We start from the raw sequence: 19233 nt of genomic DNA on the forward strand, positions 1-19233 counted from the left end.
GACCACCCGGCAGGGGCACGGTCTTTCGTCAGGACTCGATGTCCAGGAGCCGAAAGTGCTCACCTGCCGGCAGCCACTACCCACTACGGAGTCTGCCGGATGGCTTACTCCCAACACTCATTAGGAGTTGATCTCACATGACCTGCAACATGCCCGCTGAAGCCCGGCGGGGCCGACTCATCGCCGATCTGCGCGGCTTTGCCGACTTCCTGGAGAGGAACCCTGAGCTGCCCATTCCCAAGTTCCGACCGGTGCGGATGTCGGTCCATCCTCGCTATGACACCGACGTCGCGACCGAGGTTGAGGCAATCGCCGAGGTCGAGCGGATCGCCGCTCTGCTGGGCGTCGTCCCCAGGACCGACGAGGGACAGCACGTCGCCTGCGTGAACTTCGGCATGGTCACTTACGAGGCTGTTCTAGTCACGCAGGCGGCGATGGACCGCCGAGACGCACTGGACTCCTACCGGAGTTCCATCTCCACAGATCCGCCCTCAGGGGCCTGAGTGGACATCCCCCTGATGATCACCATTCTCGCGCTCATTGCCGCGCTGATCATTGTGGGGCTGCTCGTGGTGCTGGTCAGCGGCATCCGCACCGCTGACCGGCGCAAAAGCCCGTTCGACCGCCCCCACAACACCGCCGAACACCTCTCGCGGAGCGTGCTCATGTACGCCCGCCGCCCCGACAGGCCCAAGCACGCCAACCCTTCGGCCAAGTCCGACAGAACAAGAAGTAGGTGATCAACGCTGCGCACTTTCCCGCACAGCCGTGGGTGCCCCTGTGGTGCCGTCCTGGAGTCCGGTAACAAGCGTTGCCGCAAGTGCCGTGCCCGCGCTCGCTGGCGGCGCCGTAAGGCCCGTCACGACGGCATCTGACCCACGTTCCCCACGCTCCCAGGGCTCATGCCGGAAAGGAGGTGATGACCCCCACATGACCGTCTCGATTCCGCTCGTGGTGCTGCTCGGCGTGGCCGTGGTGCTGGCCGTGCGCTACCTGAAACTGCGCCTGTGGATGGCACTGATCTGCGCCGTGTTCGGCTACCTTCTGGCCGCAACCACGCTGGCACCCGATATCGACCGCGCCCTACGGGCGTTCCTGGACTGGGTAACCCCTGCTCCCTGACCTGTCCACCAACCCGAAAGAGGTGATGCCTCAGTGCCAACCCGCCACCCCTACCCTGACCCCGACCTTCAGGAGATCACCGACCGCAACCGCACCGCCCGCGAACTCATCGCGACCTTCGCCCGATCCACCGCCACCCTGAAAGACCTCTGGCAGCACGTCACCACCGCCCTTCAGGACACACCCGTTCTGGTAGCGGAGGTCTTCCGACTCCGCGCCGAGATCAGCAAGTACCGGCTGAGCAGGGCGAACCTGATCGCCGCCATGCGCGCCACCCTACACGCCGACGCGGAGGGCGAACACGACCCCCTGTCCTATCTGCGGAACGAGCTTGCCGACCAGGCAGGCCACGCCACGCCGAACGGCCCGAACGGTGCCGCATGACGTGGCCACCGTCCGACCCCGGCGACACGGGCGCCCCCTCCCCCACAGCTCCGCTGAACGGGTTCGCCTGGTCCGACCCGCCCGAGCAAGACGATCACGCTGCCGCAGACGCCGGCAGCGTCGGGGCCGACCGCGCCGGCCCCGCCCCCGACCTCGACGACCAGGGCGCACAAGAGGATGCGTTCTACGATCGCGAGTCGGTTCCCGCCGATCAAGCGGCGGTCGGCCCGCCGGTTGATCGGCCCGACGACGACGGCGCTCCCCCTGACCGGTCGGCGACCGGTCAGGGGCGCGCCCCGATCCTGCCCACGTGGACGCGCACACGCGCCGGAAGGCGCGCCATGCTCGCCTGGTGGGTCAAGGACGCCGGATACGCGATCGGCTACCACACAGTGCGCCTGCCCAAGTACGTGGCCAAGACCGTCGTGTACGCGCCCATCGGGTTGGCCTCCAGCATCGCCCGCGTACTGCGCTGGGCCAGTGCCGAAGAGGGCAACTGGGCGTTGCGGCAGGCCGCCGCCGACCGCAACGACCCCGCGACGTGGCTCAAACTCGACAAACAACGCGAGCGGCAATCACGCTGGCGCTGGTCGGTGCTGCTGCTGTCAGCCCTGCTGACCGGGGCAACGGTGGCGGCCGTGCTCGCCCTGGAGGTGAGCATCCCGGATGAGGCATGGCTGGCGCTGCTGGCCGTGTCGCTGCCGCTGCTGGCGCGTGCCGGGCGTCCGGACGACAAGCCGATCACTGATCGCGTCAGCCACGGACCGCGCTACCGCAAGCTCACAGCCGAGCTGGTACGGCGCGCCCTACTCAGCATCGGCATGGGGGCGATCAACCAGGCCGTTGCCAAGGATCAGCACGCGATCAGCTTCCCGACCGACATCCACCGCGACGGCCCGGGACACCTAGCCATCGTGGATCTCCCGTTCGGGGTGGAGGCCGCCGACGTGGTCGCGCGACGGGGGCGGTTGGCGTCCGCGATGCGGCTACCGCTCGATCAGGTGTGGCCAGAGCCCGCCCAGGGCCATCCTGGACGGCTGGCGCTGTGGGTCGGCTACCAACCAGCCAGCAAGATGGAAACGCCGTCCTGGCCGCTTCTGAAGAGCGGCAGCGTGGATGTGTTCAAGTCGTTCCCGCTGTTCACCACACCGCGTATGGAGATCGTCAATGCCATGCTGATCTTCCGGAACTGGCTGATCGGCGGTCAGCCCGGTTCGGGTAAGACGAATCTGCTGCGGTTGCTGGTGCTGGCCGCCAGTCTCGACCCGCGCGCGGAGCTGCGCGGATATGAGTTCAAGGGCGTCGGTGACTTCAACGTGGTCGAGCCCGTCTGTGCCGAGTACGGCAACGGCCAGGATGACGCGACCATCGGCAGGGCCGCCGCGCTGGTCAAGTGGTTGTACCACTCCGAGTGCCAGCAGCGCGCGGCAAAGATCGCCCACTTTCACGCGCTCGGCATGGCCCCGGAGAACAAGGTCACGCCCGAGTTGGCCGCGCGTAAGGGATCGGGACTGCATCCGCTCGTGGTGTTCCTCAACGAGGCGCAAGAGCTGTTCCAGCACAAGGACTACGGCAGCGAAGCCGGGGAGCTGTGCGAAAAGGTGATCAAGCTCGGGCGTGCGCTGGGCGTGATCCTGCTGCTCGACACGCAGATCCCGGACAAAGACAGCCTGCCCACGGGGATCACCCGCAACGTCAACACCCGCGTGTGCATGTCGGTCCGCGATCAAGTCGCCAACGACATGATCCTCGGTACCGGGATGTACAAGGCGGGATACCGGGCAACCGTCTTCGAGCCGGGCGACGACACCGGGCAGGGTGACGCCGGGTGGGGCGTGGTCGTCGGCGTGGGCAAACCCGGTGCCCGCCGTAGCTTCGAGGTCAACGCCGACCAGGCAAAGCAGGTCATCGACAGGGCGATAAAGGCGCGTACCGAGGCAGGCACGATGCCCGAACCCGAGACGCAGACCCGACCCGACCCGCCCGCCTACGACCTGCTGTCCGATGTGGTCACCGTCTGGCCAGCGGGGGACGATGCCGCGTGGAACGCGGAGTTGTGCGAGAAGTTGGCCGAGCTACGACCGCAGGTCTACGGCGGGTGGCGGTCAGAGCAGCTCACCAGCGCCCTAAAGCCGCTCGGGGTCAAGGTCGGACCCATCGGCCGCCGCATCGACGGCAAGAAGCACACCAGGCGCGGCATTTACCGCGCCGATCTCGCCCACGCCATAGCAGAGCGTAACCAAAACCGCCCTGCCGACTGAGCATGAAGGGCGCTTCCGGAAGCACGTGGTTCTGCTTCCGGAAGCACCCCCGCTAGCACCCCGAAACACACTCTGACCAGGTATGTAGCAGGTAGCAGCCTGGCCGTCGACCAATCCCAAAACTCTCTCAGGAGGTGGTTTCTTGACCCCAGACACGCTCATCGCTTCCGCCACGATCGCTGTTCCCATCCTTCTCACCCTGCGTTACGTCTACCTCTGTTACGCCCGCCCGTTCCGCGAGCACGCCCGCTGCAAGGGCACCGGTCGCATCCCCTACCTGTTCGGCCGTGGCTGGCGCTTCTGCCCCCGCTGCAACGGCACCGGCCTACGCCTCAGGATCGGCCGCCGTCTCTGGAACCGCACACGCCGTCTGTACCGCGACGGCACTCACTGAGTCGCCACGATCACGGTTCAGCGGAAGGGAGGTGGTTGTTTGGAGGCGTACAAGGTGGAGCAGGTAGCGAAGCTCCTCAATGTCGGTCGCGACACGATCTATGGCCTCATCCGGTCTGGCCAATTGAAGAGTGTCAAGATCGGCAAGCTTCGCAGGATCACGGATCAGCAGCTCGCGAGCTTCCTAGCGTCGCTCGAAGAGTCGAACGATAGCGATCTCTGATACCGCATTGCACTGCAATGCGTCGCAGCGCATAATCCAGGCGTAGGTGCTCAGCGAGTATCCGGCAAACGTCAGGAGATGCCTGTGGCAACAGATAACTACACACTGCGCCTCGACGGCGAACGCCGCCAGAGGTTGCAGAAGATAGCAGACGATCAGGACCGCGACATGTCCTACATCATCCGAAAAGCCATCGATGAATATATTCATCAGTATGAGCAGAAAAGCCCCGGTCATCACGACCATGGTGATACGCCTCGAACGCAGACCGGGGCACGCCCAAACCAGGGCACCAAGGAGAGAAAGGGTGATTGATGGCCAAAATCGTGATCGGCGAATACGAGGGGTCGGTTTACCCCGAGGACGGCGGATGGACGGTTGCCCTGTCGCTCGGCAACAACCCGAACGGCTCCCGTAAGCGCCTCAAGCGAAAGGGTAGAACCAAGACCGCCGCAGTCAAAAAAGCAAAGCAAGCGGTCCAAGACCTCGAAAGGGGAGTCAAGCCACAGCCGTACTACACGGTAGAGGAATGCATCATCGATTTCCTGGCGCATGGTCTCAAGAAGTGCAAGGCGGAGAACTCGCACCTCACATACGCAGGGATCGCCCGGAACTACATCATCCCAAGGATTGGAGGCGTCAAACTCAAGGACCTCACGATCGATGAGGTAGACAAATGGCTCGAAAAGCTCGCCCTCGAATTCTCAACGGAAACCGTATCGAGGGCACATAATCTCCTCAAGCGAGCAATCCGCATGGCTCAGCGACGAGAAAAGGTAGGAAGGAACGTCGCAGAGTTGGCGGACACTCCTTCCGGACAGACAGGCCGACCGAGCAAGAGCTTCACGCTAGAGAATGCTCTCAGGCTTATCGAGGTCGCCCTAGATCCGCAGTGGGAGATGGGATCATACGTAATCCTATGCCTCCTTACCGGCATCAGAACCGAGGAAGCCCGTTCCCTCACATGGGCGGACATCGACCTAGAAAATAAAGTCGTCTACGTACTACGCGCCGACCGAGACGGAGGGGACACCAAAACCGCGAAGTCGCGTCGCGGATTCACGATAGCGGAAATCGCGGCCACGGTTCTGGCTTCCCACAAAACACGACAAGCGGCCAAACGGCTCGCTACCGGCGAACTGTGGCAGGACAACAATCTAGTGTTCTGCATGGAAGACGGGACGCCATATACGGCACAACAAGTGCGTTACCGCTTCAAGAAAATCACAAAAGCAGCGGGACTCGGGAAGAATTGGGCTCCCCGGGAGCTGCGCCACACCTTCGTGTCCCTGCTCAGCAATCATGCAGAGGTCGCGATAGAGAAGATCGCCAACCTGGTCGGCCACTCCAGTACGCTGATCACGGAGACGGTCTACCGCAAGGAACTCAGGCCCGTGATCGCCGATGGCGCACAGGCCATGGACAAGATCATCCAGTTCAAGTCCGCCTAGCTGGCTCCCGGATTGGCTCCCTGGAGCCTAGAACATCCGGTTGAGCAGGTACTTTCCATTACGCTGCCGGTATGGATTCACGGCGGCGGTCGGTAGGGGTACTGCTCGCGGGCGGCGTGGGGCAGCGGGCCGGGCTCGGCAGGCCCAAGCAGCTCGCCGAGATCGCGGGCCGGACGATCATCGAGCACTCGTTGTCGGTGTTCGAGGCCGCGCCGGAGATCGACGAGATCGTGGTGCTGATGACCCCGGGCTACGCCGACCGGATCAGGGAGATCGTGGAGCGCGGCGGCTACCGCAAGGTCAGCAAGATCGTGGACGGGGGCGCGAGCCGTACGGAGAGCACCTGGCGGGCCTTGCAGGCGCTGGGTGACGAGGAGTGCGACGTGCTGCTGCACGACGCCGTGCGGCCGCTCCTGGAGCCGCGGATCATCACCGAGTGCGTGCACGCGCTGGAGACGCACGAGGCCGTCAACGTGGCGATCCCGAGCTCCGACACGATCCTGGTGGCCGACGCCGTGCCGGAGGGCGAGGTGATCGGCGAGGTGCTGGACCGGTCGCGGCTGCGGCGCAGCCAGACGCCGCAGTGCTTCAGGCTCTCGGTCATCCGGGAGGCCTACGAGCGGGCGCTCGCCGACCCGGAGTTCGGCCACCGGCCGGCCACCGACGACTGCGGCGTGGTGCTGCGCTACCTGCCCGACGTGCCGATCCACCTGGTGCCGGGCAGCGAGCACAACATCAAGGTCACCCATCCGGCCGACCTGCACATCGCCGAGCTGCTCTTCGGGCTGCCCGCGGCGGTGCCGGCCGGCGACCGGGCGGCGCTCGCCGGCCGGAGCGTGGTGGTCCTGGGCGGCGGGGAGACCGCGGAGCTGGCCGCGGCCCACGGCGCCCGCGTGCACGCCTTCGCCAGGGCCGACGGCGTGCGCGTGGAGGACTTCGAGTCGGTGGCCAAGGCGCTGGACGGCGTGGGCGGCGTCGACCACGTGGTCAACACACCCGTCGCCGCCCGGCTGGACGGGCTCGCCGACGAGGCGGCCGGCCTCGACCACCTGGGCGCGCTCAACGTGGCCCGCGCCGCCCGTCCGCACCTGCGCGAAAGCCTGCTGCTGCAGGTCCCGCCCGGCTCCGGCGCGCTGCACGCCTCCACCGCCGCCGCGCTGACCGGGCTGACCCGGGCACTGGCCCGCGAATGGGCCGCCGACGGCATCCGGGTCAACTGCATCAATACCGCCGCTTCTCCGCTCCTCGTCGCGCAGACCTCACTGGACATCCTCATCTCCGACCTATCCGGGCAGGTCATAGACGTTCGCGTGGACGGCGCTTGACCTGGTCGTTGTTACCGTGCGATCACATGAGGAAACTCATAATGATCGCGGCGCTGCTCTGCTCCTACCCTGTCCTGCTGGTGTCGGCGCTCTGGCCCGCGCCGGCGGTGTTCGGGGCGGTCGCCCTGCTCTCCTATGCCGTGGAGTACGCGGCGCCACGCGCCGCCGGCCCTCTGACCGAGTTGCTGGGCAAGGTGCACCTCGGGATCACCGTGCGCTTCGCGGCCAGGGAGACCATGGCGCTGCTGCTGGTGGCCCGGACCGCGGGGCCGGATTCGTGGTGGTTCGTGGGGCTGGCGGCGGGCATGTTCGCGGTCCACGTGGCGCGGGCCGGGCACACGGGGCTGGCCATGCGGCTCCGGCAGATGCTCAGCAGGATGCCGGTGACCACCCGCAACATCGACGTCTCGGCGCTGCGCATCCCCAAGCTGCCGCCCCGCCACCTGCGTGACTCCCGCAGCGTGCCCTTCCTCTACCTGGACGCGCTGCCGGTGCTCGGCGCGGCCATCGGCGTGGTCCCGGCGGCGCTCGGCGCCGGCCTGGCGTTCCTGCTGGGCACCGCCGGGGCGCTCGCGCTCATCCCGTACGTGCGCCGCGCCACCCCCCTCACCGACGCGGCCAGGGTCCTGTCGGTCGTGGGCGAGCAGGTCGAGGCCTACCGTCCCGAGGTCATCCTGTACTTCTCCGGCGCCCCCGCCGCCGCCTACCAGGCCAGGATGTGGCTGCCCGTGCTCGAACGCATCGACCGGCGGGCCGTCGTCGTGCTGCGCGAGCGCGGCATGGCCAGGCACCTGGAGACGACCACGCTGCCGATGCTGTGCATCCCGTCCTCGGCCGACCTGATGAGCTTCCGCGCCCTGTCCAGCGCCAAACTGTGCCTGTACGTCGCCAACGTCGGCAGGAACGTCCACATGCTGCGCATCCCGACCCTGCGCAGCGCGTTCCTCAACCACGGGGACAGCGACAAGGAGGCGTCGTTCAACCCGTTCTCGCGGGTGTACGACGAGGTGTGGGTGGCCGGTCCGGCGGGCCGGGACCGATACCGGCGGGCCAAGGTGGGCGTCAGGGACGAATGCGTCCGCGAGGTCGGCAGGCCGCAGCTCGAAGGCATCTCGACGGAGGGGCCCGGGCTGCCGTACCGGACCGTGCTCTACGCGCCCACCTGGGAGGGCTGGAACGACGACCTGTTCCACACCTCGCTGATGACCATGGGCCCGCGCATCGTGCGGGCGCTGCTCGACCACCGCCCGGCGGTACGTGTGATCTACAAGCCGCACCCGCTCACCGGGCACCGCGACAAGAGGGCCACCCGCGCGCACCGGAAGATCGTGGCCATGATCGAGGCGCGCGAGCTGGCCAAGTCGAAGGCCAGGCACCCGTCGAGCGTGCCCGGCGAGACCTCGGAGATCCGGCACCTGGTCGTCACCGACCAGGAGCCGCATCTCTACGACTGCTTCAACCAGTGCGACCTGCTGATCAGCGACGTCTCCAGCGTCGTGAGCGACTTCCTGGCCAGCGAGAAGCCGTACGCCGTCACCAACGTGGCAGGACTGCCCGAACGGGCCTTCCTCGAGCGCTACCCCAGCGCCGAGGCGGGCGTGCTGCTCGGGGCGGACCTGGCCGGGCTCGCGGACTTCCTCGACGGGGAGGACACCCTGGCCCGGGCCCGGGGCAAGCTCAGGAGCCACCTGCTCGGGCCGGAGTATCCGGACGCGCTCACCCGGTTCAACGCGGCGATCGAGCGGGTGTTCGCGAGCCCGTCATGACCTCACCCATGCGGCGGCCTGGCCAGCTTGCGTGGGCTGGTGAGGAAACCCCAGCCCCAGGCACAGTGCATGGTCGCGTAGACGACGGGCAGCCGCAGCTTGGCCGCCCCGGGGAGCCCGTTGCCGGTCAGCAGCGAGCCCGCCACGATGGCCGCGACGTAGCCGCCGGGGACGATCAGCGTGAGCGGCAGGAACGGCGAAAGCACCAGCCCGAGCAGCATGACCAGCACCGCGGCGGGCGGCGCCAGGTAGCGCAGGTTGATCGTGCCCTCGTGGGTGCGCGCGACCACCCGCCGCCAGCGGCCATAGTGGAAGTATTGCCTGGCCAGCGCCCTGACGTTGGGCCGGGGCCGGTAGGAGACCCGCATCCGCGGCTGGAACCAGACCAGGCCGCCGCTCTGGCGGATCCGGTGGTTCATCTCCCAGTCCTGGGCCCGCTGGAAGTGCTCGTCGTAGCCGCCCACCCGGTCGAGCGCCGAGCGGCGGAAGACACCGAGGTAGACGGTGTCGGCGGGGCCGGCGGTGCCGCCCACGTGGAAGGCGGCCGCCCCCACACCGATCTTGGAGGTCATGGCGCAGGCGACGGCCTGCTCGAAGGGCGTGATGCCCTCGGCCGCCATGACGCCGCCCACGTTGTCGGCGCCGGTCTCCGCCAGCGTCTCGACCGCGACGCGCAGATAGTCGGGGGGCAGCATGGCGTGCCCGTCGACCCTGGCGACGATGTCGTTGCGGGAGGCGGAGATGGCGGCGTTGAGGGCGTTGGGGGTGCGGCCGGTCGGGTTGGGGACCACGGTCACCCGGCGGTCGGCCGCCGCGATGGCGTCGGCGACCTCCTGGGTGCGGTCTTGGGACGGACCCACGGCGAGGACGACCTCGATCTCGCCGGGGTAGCTCTGGGCGAGGACCTGCTCAACAGCCTCGCGTAGGTGCCGCTCCTCGTTGAGGACCGGCATGATGACGGAGATGGGGGGCCAGCCGCGCGTCTCCGCCGGCGCGTGCGGCGAGTCGGGGAACTGCTTCATGGCGGGGCTCACGCTACTGTACGACCACGGGAGGAGGGCAATCGAAAGGCCGATCCTCCGCGGGGACATGAGGGGGACTGCATGCGAGACCCGGGCGAGGAGGACGCCGGTGTGCTCGTGGGCGGCGATGCCTACGGCGGTGTCAAGCTCCCCAGCCGCCCTCGCAGGCCGCTCAAAAGCGCCAAGGCACGCCGCCGCAACGTGATACTCGCCGGCCTGATGTCCACCGGCATCCTGGTCACCACCGGCGTGGTGTGGGCGACTCCGCGCCAGATCGGCACCGTGGACGCCGGCGTGACCGCCCCCTCCCACGGTGCCGAGAACATCCTGCTGGTCGGCATCGACAAGCGCGACGACCTGACGCGCCAGCAGCAAAACCGGCTCAAGCTCGGCCGCGAGGCGGGCCAGCGCACCGACACCATGATGGTCATCCACCTGTCGGAGGACCACCGCCGGGTCACCGTGGTGAGCCTGCCGCGCGACACCTGGACGGCGATCCCCGGCAGGGGCGACCACAAGATCAACTCGGCGTACCAGTTCGGCGGGCCCAAGCTCACCAAGCAGACCGTCGAGTCCGCCACCGGGTTGCAGATCAACCGCTACATCGAGGTCAACATCCTCGGCTTCATCGACGTCGTCGACTCGCTGGGCGGGGTGACCGTCTGCACGCCCGTGTCGATCAACGACCCCAAGACCGGGCTCAACCTGCCCGCGGGCACCCACCAGTTGCGCGGCATGCAGGCGCTCGGCTACGCCCGGACGCGGGCCACCGCGCGTTCCGACCTCGACCGCATCGACCGGCAGCAGCAGGTGATCTCGGCGCTGCTCAACCGGGCGCTGAGCGCCGACACGCTGGCCAACCCGGGCAAGCTGGCCTCGTTCGTCAACTCGACGCTGAGCACGGTCAAGGTCGATCCCGACGACGGGCTGATCGGGCTGGCCACCCAGCTCAGGGACGTCTCGCTGGACGACGTGAAGTTCGCCGAGGTGCCGCTGTCGGACGTCGACTTCAAGGCCCCCACCGGCGAGTCCGCGGTGCTGTGGGACAAGCAGGCGGCCCGTGACATGTTCACCCGGATCAACGCCGACCAGGACCCGGCCGCCACGCCCACCCCGTCCGTCACGCCCTCCAAGAAGCCGACCGCCACCGCCTCGCTCGCGCCGGGCCGCATCACGGTCGAGGTCAAAAACGGCACCACCATCACCGGCCTGGGTGCCCGGACCAAGGACGCGCTGGTCGCGTACGGGTTCAAGGTCCCCGGCAAGGCCGGCAACGCCGCCGAGCCGGACTACGCGAAGACCGTCGTCCGCTACGGCGAGGGCGACGAGGCCGCGGCGAAGGTGGTGGCCGACGTCATTCCGGGCGCCGAGCTCCGCAAGACCGATGCCAAGGGCATCGAGGTCATCGTGGGCCGCGACCAGCCGAAAATCCAGAAACGGCAGCCAACGGCCACCCCATCCGCCAAACCTAGTGTTACAGCGACCACCAAAACGGCAATGCAGAACATATGTAAGAAACAATCGTAACGTTATCCAGCTCGGACAGGTGGCGCCATGGTGATCAATCACTGGCGGGAGGATTACTGCACGGTCATCCAGGTCACCGGCGACCTCGACGTGGCCGGTGCACCCCGCGTGCGAGCCGAACTGGAGCAGGCGACCGCCGCGGCGGGCCCGCTCAACCTGGTCGTCGATCTCACCGAGGTCCCGTTCTGCGACTCCGTCGGGCTCGGCGTGCTGGTGGGCCTCCACAACCACGTCCGGCGCCGGAAAGGGCGCATGATCGTCGTCATCGCGCCCGGTATGATCCGGCATCTGCTCACGATCACCAACCTCGATCGCCACTTCGAGACCAGCGAATCCCTCGGCGAGGCGTGTGCGGCCATGGGTAGCGCGGCCTGACGGACTCGGAGGTGTGCGAGATCATGGCCTTTGTCATCGCGGGCACACCTCGCCACGGCTCCATGGTTCATGCTGGTGCGGGAAAGCCCCCAAGGCTGCGGAGGCTTTCACGTTGTTCGAGCAGTTCCCCGAGCCCGCCCGTTCACAGCTCGTGTCCGCCTTCGACGAGGGCAGGAGCCGGCCTGAGTGGTGCTTCGCGGAGGGTCAGGCCCGGCTGGCGTTCTGGGCTCCCTACGCCGGCTCGGAGCCGGTGATCGTCTGGCAGTTCGACCCGGGATCCGACCCGATGGTCGCCGCCGGGCTGCTGCGCCGCAGCCTGGACGCGATGGGGCTGACCAAGATGATCCACGACATCTCCCTCCGGCCCGGGCTCGTCCCCGTCGTCGACCGCGCCGTCGAACACGAGGCCCTGACCCTGGCCGGGTTCACCATGGAGGTGGAGCGGCTGGTGCTCGAATGGGTGGCGGGCACCGACATCCCGGCGGACCCCGGCAGGCTGGCCTACCGCCCCGCGCTCCGGATGGAGCCCCGCGACGTGCTCGACATCCTCGTACGCATCTCCGAGGGTTCGCTCGACTACGACACGCGGGTGGAGGTCGCCACGGCGGGCGCGGAGCGCGAGGCCCGATGGATGTACGACGACCTGGTCAACCGCAAGGCCAAGCCGAACTGGTTCGTCATCGGCTACCTGGGCGACTCCCCCGTGGGGCTGGTGGCCCCCGACGACCACTCCATCGCCTACATCGGTGTCGTGCCCGAGCACCGCGGTCACGGCTACGTGGACGACCTGCTGGCCAGGGGCACCCGTACGCTGGCCGAGGCCGGCCTGCAGCGCATCGTCGCGGCCACCGACGTCGCCAACGTGCCCTCGGCGCACGCGTTCCTGCGCGCCGGATACTCCGAGGTGGGGCGGATGTTCCGCTACTACTGGAGATCGTCGTGAGCCTGGGGCGATGAACCCCTGCGCGCAGCACCGGTGGCGGCACGGCGGCGCCCACCTGGCGCACCCGGCCCCCGCAGCCCGCAGCGGTGCGGGACCTCCGACGGCGCCATAGAGGTGACCTTCGACAACCCGCCCACCAACCTCGACCTGCGGTCACGCGAGGGCCGGGTGACGGCGACGGTGCCGCGGGGCGCCTATGCGGTGACGGCCGAAAGCAAGGAGGGCGACCACCGTTCCGAGATCAAGGACACCGACAGCACCCGGACCATCGTCGCCCGCAGCACCTTGGGAGACGTCCGCATCCTGACTCGCTGACCCAGCCAGACCTTCACACTGACGAGCCGGCGGGCCCTTCGAGCAGGCGAGTGCCGCCCGGCGATCGGGCGGATCGTCATCCTGGGCGGGTGACCGGCGCCGGGGGGCCGTCCCCGGCGTCGGTCACCTCCGCCCCTGCAACGGCGGCCTTCGCCGCCTCGCCTGCCACAGCGGGCGACCACCGCCGTCGCCTGTACGGCCTTCGCCCGCTACTCCCAGATGGCGGCGTACTTGCCGCCCTCGGCGTTCACCTGAACGGGGCGCAGTCCCTCGGGCTTGAGCTGGTTGAACCGCGTCTGGTAACCGGAGCTGCTCATGTCGATGTAGTTGGCGAACCGGTGGCCGTCCTTGCGCCACACCGCCGCGAACGTGCCGTCGGGCGCCACGGCCACCTTGACCGGCCGGAAGCCCTTCGCCTTCTTGGCCCGGAACTCGGCCTGGTACCTCTGCCGGGAGTAGCCGTAGGTGTAGTACCAGGCCCCATCCGTGTTGGCGGTCCATACGCCCACGTAGCGGACGTCTCCGGGAGTGCCGTACGCGTCCACGGAGCTCAGCGCGAGCCCCTTGGCGGCGGCCTGCTTGTTGACGGCGCCGAACTGGGCGGGCGTGAGGTTCGACTTGGTGAGGAAGCTCCCGCTCCTCTTCTCCCAGATGGCGGTGAAAACGACGGAGTCGCCCGACCCGGTGGCGGAGACCGAGATCGGCTGAGCGCCCTCCTTCAACCCGGCGTCGAACCGCCGCTGGAAACCGGAGGGTGACATGCCCTGCCAGATGCCCCATCCGGGCGATGATCCATCCTTGAGCCACACGGCCGCATACCGCTCACCGTCGGAGACGTTCACCGTGATCGGGTGGTATCCCTGCGCCTTGAGCCTCTTCACCTGGGCCTCACTCTGGGCCGGGGTGGCGTTGTGGTAGGCATACCAGGCCATGCCCGCCTGGGCACTCGCCGCGGGCGCCGTCGCCGCGACCGGAGCTGCGACGCCGGCCAGCACCGACGCGACAACGACGACCTTCCTCGTGGTCCGCATGACCCTCCCATACAGGTTTCTTTACGTCTTCATGGGGATGAGGTCCGACCTTAACAGCACTTACTAACGATCCGCAGGCAGCGCCCCAGGCGGGCCGTCAAGGGTACAAGTGAACTTGCGCTAGTAGGCGTAAATCGACTTACACTTATTTCTGTAACTCAAGTTGAGCTTATGCCGGGAGGACCCGTGGACAAGCCATCCCACATCATCGGGAGAGAGCGGCAGTGGCGAGCCATGGAGAAGTTCCTGCTGGGCGGAGACCAGGACGGCCCGCTGCGACTCGGTCTCGTGTCCGGACGCCGCCGAACAGGTAAGACGCAGCTCCTGACCGCCGCCTGCGACGCTCTCGGCGGCTTGTACATCGCCTGCGTACAGGACGAGGGAGACCGCGCGGCCCGGCAGCGGTTCGCCTCCGCGCTGGGCCGCCACGCCGGGCTGGGCGACGCGGTGCGCGGTGAACCCGAATCGTGGGAGCGTCTGCTGCGCGCTGCTCTGGACACAGCAGCCCGTGTGGCCCCGCCGGGCCTCCCAGGTGTCGTCGTCATCGACGAGTTCCCGTACGCGATGAGCGACGCGCCGCAACTGCCCTCCCTCATCCAGCACCTGTACGACGACTCCCAGCGACGCCAGGCCCCGGGCGGCCGCCTGATCCTCTGCGGCTCCGCGCTGAGCGTGATGCACACACTTCTGTCAGGCACGAACCCGCTCAGAGGCCGGGCCATGATGGACATGCGCCTCAACGCCCTCGACTACCGGGAGGCGGCCCGGTTGTGGGGTGTTCGGGACCTGGAGACCGCCCTGCGGCTGCACGCCTGCGTCGGCGGCATCCCGGGTTACCGTCCTCTGATGACCAGCGCCCCGGCCTCGGCCGATGAGTTCGACACCTGGATCGTCGACAACCTTCTTGCCGTCGACGTCAGCGTCTTCACCCGCACCGAGGTCGACTACCTCCTTCGCGAGGACCCTCGGATCACCGCCCGCTCGCTCTACTACGACATCCTGAGCGCGGTCGCGCAGGGGGCGCACACTCCCGCCAAGATCGGAGCGGTGATCGGCCGCGACAGCAATGCCGTCCGCTATCCCATCGGTGTCCTGGAGTCCGCCGGTTACCTCACCAGAGCCCAGGACCTCCTCCGCGGCAGGAAGCCCACGCTCTCGGTCTGCGACCCCATCATCCGTTTCGACCGCCTCATCACCGCCCCGCACCTCAGCCAGCTCGAACTGGGCCGCGCCGAGCAGATATGGCGTGCGGCCGCACCGACATTCCGCGCCAACATCCTCGGCCCGCATCTTGAGGAACTGGCCCGCGAGTGGGTTCATCGGTTCGCTCCCGACGAGCTGGGGCGCCCCACGGGCTTCGGCACGGTGGGCTTCGGCAGCGTTCAGGACCATTCTGGACGCGCCAAACACGACATTGACGTCATCGCCATAGAAAACAACCAGGTCCACCTGATCGGCGAAGCCAAGGCCACCCTCACCCGCCGTGGGCTGCCTGACCTCGAACGGCTCGACGGCATCCGCGGCCTTCTGGCCCGGACGGGCCATGACACGGCCGGCCTGATCACGGCCCTCTTCTCGGTCACGGGCTTCACCGACGACCTCGTCAGGACCGCCGCCTCCCGCGCCGACGTTGTCCTCGTCGATCTGCCCTGTTTGTACGGCCGCTCGTGACTCGGTGGACATTCCGCGCCCCAGCACCCAGGATGGGGGCATTCGAGTGATCTCATGGAGGTGCCATGAAGACTCCTCAGCTCCCCCGGCCCGTCCGGCGGGTGGCCGCGTGCGCCGCCGCCGTCCTGGCCATCCTGGCCCTGGCCACCCCATCCGCCCAGGCCGACCCGAAAACCGACTCGACCGTCATTCGCACGCCGCAGGCCGACGAGTGCCACTTCGCCGGCGTCTGACGGGCCGCTGAGACACCCTGGGCCGGCCCGCCAGGGAGCACCGCGACCCCGGCAACCGGCACATCGCCGCGGGCCGCCTCAACAGGGGCCGGCGCGCGTCCTGACCGAAGGCTCAGCCGAGCCGCTCGAAGGGGGTCGGTGCCTGCCCCGTCCAGCGGTAGAGCTCCGCGTGGCTGGTCTGCTTGGTCACCCCGTCCTCCTCGACCGTGCCTGCCTTGGAGACGTAGTAACGCCCCTTGCCGAGCGAGATCAGCCCGTACTCACCGGTGAACTCCCAGCCCCTGACGCCTGAGGACGCGTCCTGGAGCCCGCCCGGCGCCAGTGTGAGCAGTTCGCCGCGCTCGGGCTGGGGCTGTCCCACGATGTCGCCCTTGTTCGGCCGGGTGGCGGCGTTCACCATGAAGAACGAATAGTTGGGGAACTGTGGCTTGGTGCCCTTGTAGACGGCCATCATCCAATTGCCGGTGTACTCGTCGTACTGCAGGTTCTGCACCCCGTAGGTCGTGTTGCCGGTGTAGGCGAAGTATTTGCCGTCCACCTGCTGCGGGCCGCTCTTGTGCGGGGCGCTCTCCGTGAGCGGCTGTTCGTACTTCTTCCACTTGTCGATGTCGTACTGGAGCAGCACCTGGTGGTCATTGTCCGACCGGGTGGTGTTGGCGTAGATGCCGTAGGCCACGGTCAGTTTCTGCTTGCCGTGCTTCTTCCCGAACTCCGGCCCGAACGACACCCCGTCGATGCCGCTGCACCCGTACCGGTGGTCGGGAGTGTCCCCCACGTTGCCGTCGAACTTGCCGTCCCCGTTCATGTCGGCGACGTAGTCCGACACGACCTCCTTCAGGTAGACCGTCTTGACCACGTCGCTGGTCTGGGCGTCCATGTCCATGCTGGTGATGCGGTCGACGTCGAAGATGGCGATGTAGAACGACTCCTGCTCCTTGTACTCCAGGGAGCCGTACACGCGGCCGTCCTTGGTGTTGAAGTCCAGGTCGCCGAGGTGCCCGGTGAAGCCCGTCACCGAGCCGACCGGGTTGCCCTGGAGGTCGGTCTTGACCAGGAGGTTGGTGAAGGAGAAGTACATGTACCCCTTGCGCTGGTCGATGGCGATGCCCTGGACATGACCGGAGGCCCAGGCGCCGCCGTAGATCTCGTTCGGCAGCTCCCGTGGACGGTCGTCAGCGACTGCGGGAGGGGTGATCAGACCCAGCGAGGCAGTGGCGGCCAGGGCGAAGGTCAGGACTTTGCGCATGTTCCGGTACCCGTCTTCCATAAACGATCATGCCGAAATCAGACGTTATACCGATCGGATGCCAATATCCGACAAACGCCGGATCACGGATGTCCGGCTCTCCCGCCAGGAGGTAACACGCCTCGCGAAAGAGCGGCAACCGCGGATCGAGCAAAGTGGTGAACCATGAGCTCCAGCCCCGCTCGCCCGCGCAGCGGCGCCCGGCCGGAAAGAGGCCACGAATGTCGCGAGGCCCTGCCGCTCCCTCACCCGGGCGACGACCCGCGCCGGCCTCAGGCCGGGAGCTCAAGGAGCCGGCGGGTGTTCCGGTGTGTCGAAGGCGACGAGTTCCACCTCGAAGCCGTCCCGGTCGGCCACGTGGAAGGCCAGGTGGTTCAGTCCGGGACGGCAGCGGTCGTGCCGGTCGGCGCTGAGCGCGGGCGACTGCTCCAGGACCAGGTACGTGGCCCCGAGCCGCCAGCTACGACCGTCGCTCCAGTCCTGGAAGAGGGTGTAACCCAGCGCCTCCAGCAGCCACTGCCAGCCGGCGACGGCCCGCCGGAGGTCCGGCACCCAGATCTCGATGTGGTGCACCACCCCGGTCGCGGGCTCGCCGTTCACGCCAGGTCCCTCCCGGAGACCCGCTGGGTCAGAGTTTGGAGACGTAGTACATGTTGCCTTTCGGCTGCACGATGCCCGCCAGCGCGGTGGCGCTGATGGTGTGTATGCCGCCGGTCGGCTTCCACGGATCGTAGACGGTGACGGTGCCGGCCGGCTTGTCGTAGCCGTACGCGACGATCGCGTGCCCGATGTTGGCGCCCTTGACCTTGCCCTGGTTCCAGGGCAGTTGTTCCATCCACACCGCGATCACAGGCGCCCGGTGCAGGTCGCCGATGTTCTCCGAGACCCGCTTCATGAGCATCGAGGGGTTGCCGTCCGAATCGGTGGGTTTCGTGAACCGGTAACCCTTGGACTTGATGTACGCGTTGAGGACCGGCAGGGCGTTGGTCCCCGAAGTACCGTCGGAGGCGGTGGTCTTCATCTTCTTGGCGAGGGTGGCCTGGCTGACTTTGATGCCGAAGGTCGACAGGCTCATCGACGACGAGGCGGGCACGCAGTAGTAGTTCGTCTGCTGCTGCTGGCCGGTGAGGCTCAGCTGATACTTCAGGGGCGTGAGCAGGCCCTTGGTGCTCGCGCTTGGGGCCGGGGCGGCGATCGGGCTGGGGGACGGGCTCGCGGTGGTGCTCGGCCTGGGACTGGGAGCCGGGCTGGGGGCGACACCCGGGACCGGGCTCGCGACGCCGGGGGAGGCGTAGGCCGGTCCCGGAGCGGCGAACTGCAGGACACCCGCCGTCACGGCGAGTGCGATGCCGGTCCCCGTGTTCCACTTCTTCACTTGATCACTCCACACAAGTGTTGACAGTGGTCAAGGACCGTAGTTGATAGCTCAAAAGTACGCAACCGGTGACTCATAGTAACAATGGCCCCATACGGGACGGACAGCAGTAATCCACGAGTGCGGCCGCGGCAAACTGCGACCCCGCCGCAATTGTCATGCCCCCGTAAACCGCCCTCCCCAGATTCCCCGATATCGACCGGAGAGGCATGAGGAGTTTGACGGCATCTATTGACACGGGACGAAACCGACCCTGATGGTTCAGGCAAATCCGGAGTTTTCCCCTGACCCCGAACGCCCCCGTCCGGGGCCGGCCCGGCGGACCCGTGCATCAGCCCTGCTCCTCGCCTGCATGGCCGGCGCCGGCTTCGTCCACCTCGACCTTGACGACCCGCCCGCCGCGAGGCCGGAATGGAAACCCGGCCCATTCGACCCGCCGGTCCACTGAGGTTTTCTCTGCGACTTTCACATGATCCGTCCGTGCTCGAAGTGGGTGAGAACCAGCGCTGCTCGGGCCACATCGCCAATTCGTGAGGGGCTGAGCGTCAAATGCTGAAGGGTGCGCCAGCG

22 protein-coding genes are annotated in these 19233 nt (G+C 67.6%); 17 read left to right on the forward strand and 5 right to left on the reverse strand.

The window, feature by feature from the left end:
• The first annotated feature begins 137 nt into the window (after positions 1 to 137).
• The 11 genes from ABGB18_RS48620 (at position 138) to ABGB18_RS48670 (ending at position 8925) form a co-directional block, all read left to right on the forward strand.
• Positions 138 to 503 carry a hypothetical protein gene (locus tag ABGB18_RS48620; RefSeq protein ID WP_347702527.1) on the forward strand — a complete coding sequence of 122 codons (366 nt, stop codon included), beginning with the start codon at positions 138 to 140 and terminating at the stop codon, positions 501 to 503.
• Positions 504 to 740 carry a hypothetical protein gene (locus ABGB18_RS48625; RefSeq protein ID WP_347702528.1) on the forward strand — a complete coding sequence of 79 codons (237 nt, stop codon included), beginning with the start codon at positions 504 to 506 and terminating at the stop codon, positions 738 to 740.
• 190 nt (positions 741 to 930) lie between these two features.
• On the forward strand, positions 931 to 1122 hold the full coding sequence (locus tag ABGB18_RS48630; protein WP_347702529.1) for a hypothetical protein: 192 nt from the start codon (positions 931 to 933) through the stop codon (positions 1120 to 1122).
• A gap of 33 nt (positions 1123 to 1155) precedes the next feature.
• Entirely contained in the window at positions 1156 to 1506 is a 351-nt protein-coding gene (locus ABGB18_RS48635; protein WP_347702530.1) for a hypothetical protein, read from the forward strand.
• Between the two features lie 341 nt (positions 1507 to 1847).
• The gene (locus tag ABGB18_RS48640) at positions 1848 to 3767 is read left to right on the forward strand and encodes a cell division protein FtsK (protein WP_347702531.1); all 1920 of its coding nucleotides are present in this window, start codon (positions 1848 to 1850) and stop codon (positions 3765 to 3767) included.
• Positions 3768 to 3909: 142 nt separating this feature from the next.
• Positions 3910 to 4161 carry a hypothetical protein gene (locus ABGB18_RS48645; RefSeq protein ID WP_347702532.1) on the forward strand — a complete coding sequence of 84 codons (252 nt, stop codon included), beginning with the start codon at positions 3910 to 3912 and terminating at the stop codon, positions 4159 to 4161.
• Positions 4162 to 4200: 39 nt separating this feature from the next.
• Entirely contained in the window at positions 4201 to 4383 is a 183-nt protein-coding gene (locus ABGB18_RS48650; RefSeq protein WP_347702533.1) for a helix-turn-helix domain-containing protein, read from the forward strand.
• Positions 4384 to 4467: 84 nt separating this feature from the next.
• Positions 4468 to 4698 carry a hypothetical protein gene (locus tag ABGB18_RS48655; protein ID WP_347702534.1) on the forward strand — a complete coding sequence of 77 codons (231 nt, stop codon included), beginning with the start codon at positions 4468 to 4470 and terminating at the stop codon, positions 4696 to 4698.
• Positions 4698 to 5834 carry a tyrosine-type recombinase/integrase gene (locus ABGB18_RS48660; protein ID WP_347702535.1) on the forward strand — a complete coding sequence of 379 codons (1137 nt, stop codon included), beginning with the start codon at positions 4698 to 4700 and terminating at the stop codon, positions 5832 to 5834. Before ABGB18_RS48655 ends, ABGB18_RS48660 begins: the two co-directional genes overlap by 1 nt.
• 71 nt (positions 5835 to 5905) lie before the next feature.
• Positions 5906 to 7159 (forward strand): bifunctional cytidylyltransferase/SDR family oxidoreductase, encoded by a 1254-nt coding sequence (locus ABGB18_RS48665; protein WP_347702536.1) that lies wholly within the window; start codon positions 5906 to 5908, stop codon positions 7157 to 7159.
• A 26-nt stretch (positions 7160 to 7185) separates the two neighbouring features.
• Entirely contained in the window at positions 7186 to 8925 is a 1740-nt protein-coding gene (locus ABGB18_RS48670; protein ID WP_347702537.1) for a CDP-glycerol glycerophosphotransferase family protein, read from the forward strand.
• A gap of 2 nt (positions 8926 to 8927) precedes the next feature.
• Here ABGB18_RS48670 and ABGB18_RS48675 read toward each other — a convergent pair whose 3' ends face one another.
• On the reverse strand, positions 8928 to 9947 hold the full coding sequence (locus ABGB18_RS48675; RefSeq protein ID WP_347702538.1) for a glycosyltransferase family 2 protein: 1020 nt from the start codon (positions 9945 to 9947) through the stop codon (positions 8928 to 8930).
• A gap of 81 nt (positions 9948 to 10028) precedes the next feature.
• Here ABGB18_RS48675 and ABGB18_RS48680 point away from each other — a divergent pair, with 81 nt between their 5' ends.
• The 4 genes from ABGB18_RS48680 to ABGB18_RS48695 all read left to right on the forward strand — a co-directional run bounded on the left by ABGB18_RS48680 (position 10029) and on the right by ABGB18_RS48695 (position 13107).
• On the forward strand, positions 10029 to 11474 hold the full coding sequence (locus ABGB18_RS48680) for an LCP family protein (protein WP_347702539.1): 1446 nt from the start codon (positions 10029 to 10031) through the stop codon (positions 11472 to 11474).
• Positions 11475 to 11501: 27 nt separating this feature from the next.
• Entirely contained in the window at positions 11502 to 11849 is a 348-nt protein-coding gene (locus ABGB18_RS48685) for an STAS domain-containing protein (RefSeq protein WP_347702540.1), read from the forward strand.
• Positions 11850 to 11961: 112 nt separating this feature from the next.
• Positions 11962 to 12792, forward strand: coding sequence for a GNAT family N-acetyltransferase (locus ABGB18_RS48690; RefSeq protein WP_347702541.1), 831 nt, complete (start codon positions 11962 to 11964; stop codon positions 12790 to 12792).
• A gap of 114 nt (positions 12793 to 12906) precedes the next feature.
• Positions 12907 to 13107: a hypothetical protein gene (locus ABGB18_RS48695; RefSeq protein WP_347702542.1), complete on the forward strand. Its 201-nt coding sequence runs from the start codon at positions 12907 to 12909 to the stop codon at positions 13105 to 13107.
• Positions 13108 to 13316: 209 nt separating this feature from the next.
• Here ABGB18_RS48695 and ABGB18_RS48700 read toward each other — a convergent pair whose 3' ends face one another.
• On the reverse strand, positions 13317 to 14138 hold the full coding sequence (locus ABGB18_RS48700) for a hypothetical protein (RefSeq protein WP_347702543.1): 822 nt from the start codon (positions 14136 to 14138) through the stop codon (positions 13317 to 13319).
• Positions 14139 to 14324: 186 nt separating this feature from the next.
• Between ABGB18_RS48700 and ABGB18_RS48705 the strand changes: the two genes are divergently transcribed.
• Together ABGB18_RS48705 and ABGB18_RS48710 are read left to right on the forward strand one after the other, a co-directional pair.
• Positions 14325 to 15809: an ATP-binding protein gene (locus tag ABGB18_RS48705; protein ID WP_347702544.1), complete on the forward strand. Its 1485-nt coding sequence runs from the start codon at positions 14325 to 14327 to the stop codon at positions 15807 to 15809.
• 65 nt (positions 15810 to 15874) lie between these two features.
• Positions 15875 to 16042 carry a hypothetical protein gene (locus tag ABGB18_RS48710; protein ID WP_347702545.1) on the forward strand — a complete coding sequence of 56 codons (168 nt, stop codon included), beginning with the start codon at positions 15875 to 15877 and terminating at the stop codon, positions 16040 to 16042.
• Between the two features lie 112 nt (positions 16043 to 16154).
• Here ABGB18_RS48710 and ABGB18_RS48715 read toward each other — a convergent pair whose 3' ends face one another.
• From ABGB18_RS48715 to ABGB18_RS48725, 3 genes are all read right to left on the reverse strand, one after another.
• Positions 16155 to 17288, reverse strand: a complete 1134-nt coding sequence (locus tag ABGB18_RS48715) for a hypothetical protein (protein WP_347702546.1) — start codon at positions 17286 to 17288, stop codon at positions 16155 to 16157.
• Positions 17289 to 17573: 285 nt separating this feature from the next.
• A complete protein-coding gene (locus ABGB18_RS48720; protein ID WP_347702547.1) occupies positions 17574 to 17888 on the reverse strand; it encodes a VOC family protein in 315 nt (104 codons plus the stop codon).
• Positions 17889 to 17916: 28 nt separating this feature from the next.
• Positions 17917 to 18663, reverse strand: a complete 747-nt coding sequence (locus ABGB18_RS48725) for a C39 family peptidase (protein ID WP_347702548.1) — start codon at positions 18661 to 18663, stop codon at positions 17917 to 17919.
• Positions 18664 to 19233 lie beyond the last annotated feature (570 nt).

This window comes from Nonomuraea sp. B12E4, from assembly GCF_039871825.1.
Taxonomy (GTDB): Bacteria; Actinomycetota; Actinomycetes; order Streptosporangiales; family Streptosporangiaceae; genus Nonomuraea.

Bases quoted from the DNA above. Each gene is read 5' to 3' on its own strand.
- ABGB18_RS48620 (WP_347702527.1), top strand. From the start codon at position 138: ATGACCTGCAACATGCCCGCTGAAGCCCGGCGGGGCCGACTCATCGCC.
- ABGB18_RS48630 (WP_347702529.1), top strand. From the start codon at position 931: ATGACCGTCTCGATTCCGCTCGTGGTGCTGCTCGGCGTGGCCGTGGTG.
- ABGB18_RS48640 (WP_347702531.1), top strand. From the start codon at position 1,848: ATGCTCGCCTGGTGGGTCAAGGACGCCGGATACGCGATCGGCTACCAC.
- ABGB18_RS48660 (WP_347702535.1), top strand. From the start codon at position 4,698: ATGGCCAAAATCGTGATCGGCGAATACGAGGGGTCGGTTTACCCCGAG.
- ABGB18_RS48665 (WP_347702536.1), top strand. From the start codon at position 5,906: ATGGATTCACGGCGGCGGTCGGTAGGGGTACTGCTCGCGGGCGGCGTG.
- ABGB18_RS48670 (WP_347702537.1), top strand. From the start codon at position 7,186: ATGAGGAAACTCATAATGATCGCGGCGCTGCTCTGCTCCTACCCTGTC.
- ABGB18_RS48675 (WP_347702538.1), bottom strand. From the start codon at position 9,947: ATGAAGCAGTTCCCCGACTCGCCGCACGCGCCGGCGGAGACGCGCGGC.
- ABGB18_RS48680 (WP_347702539.1), top strand. From the start codon at position 10,029: ATGCGAGACCCGGGCGAGGAGGACGCCGGTGTGCTCGTGGGCGGCGAT.
- ABGB18_RS48685 (WP_347702540.1), top strand. From the start codon at position 11,502: ATGGTGATCAATCACTGGCGGGAGGATTACTGCACGGTCATCCAGGTC.
- ABGB18_RS48700 (WP_347702543.1), bottom strand. From the start codon at position 14,138: ATGCGGACCACGAGGAAGGTCGTCGTTGTCGCGTCGGTGCTGGCCGGC.
- ABGB18_RS48710 (WP_347702545.1), top strand. From the start codon at position 15,875: ATGAAGACTCCTCAGCTCCCCCGGCCCGTCCGGCGGGTGGCCGCGTGC.
- ABGB18_RS48715 (WP_347702546.1), bottom strand. From the start codon at position 17,288: ATGCGCAAAGTCCTGACCTTCGCCCTGGCCGCCACTGCCTCGCTGGGT.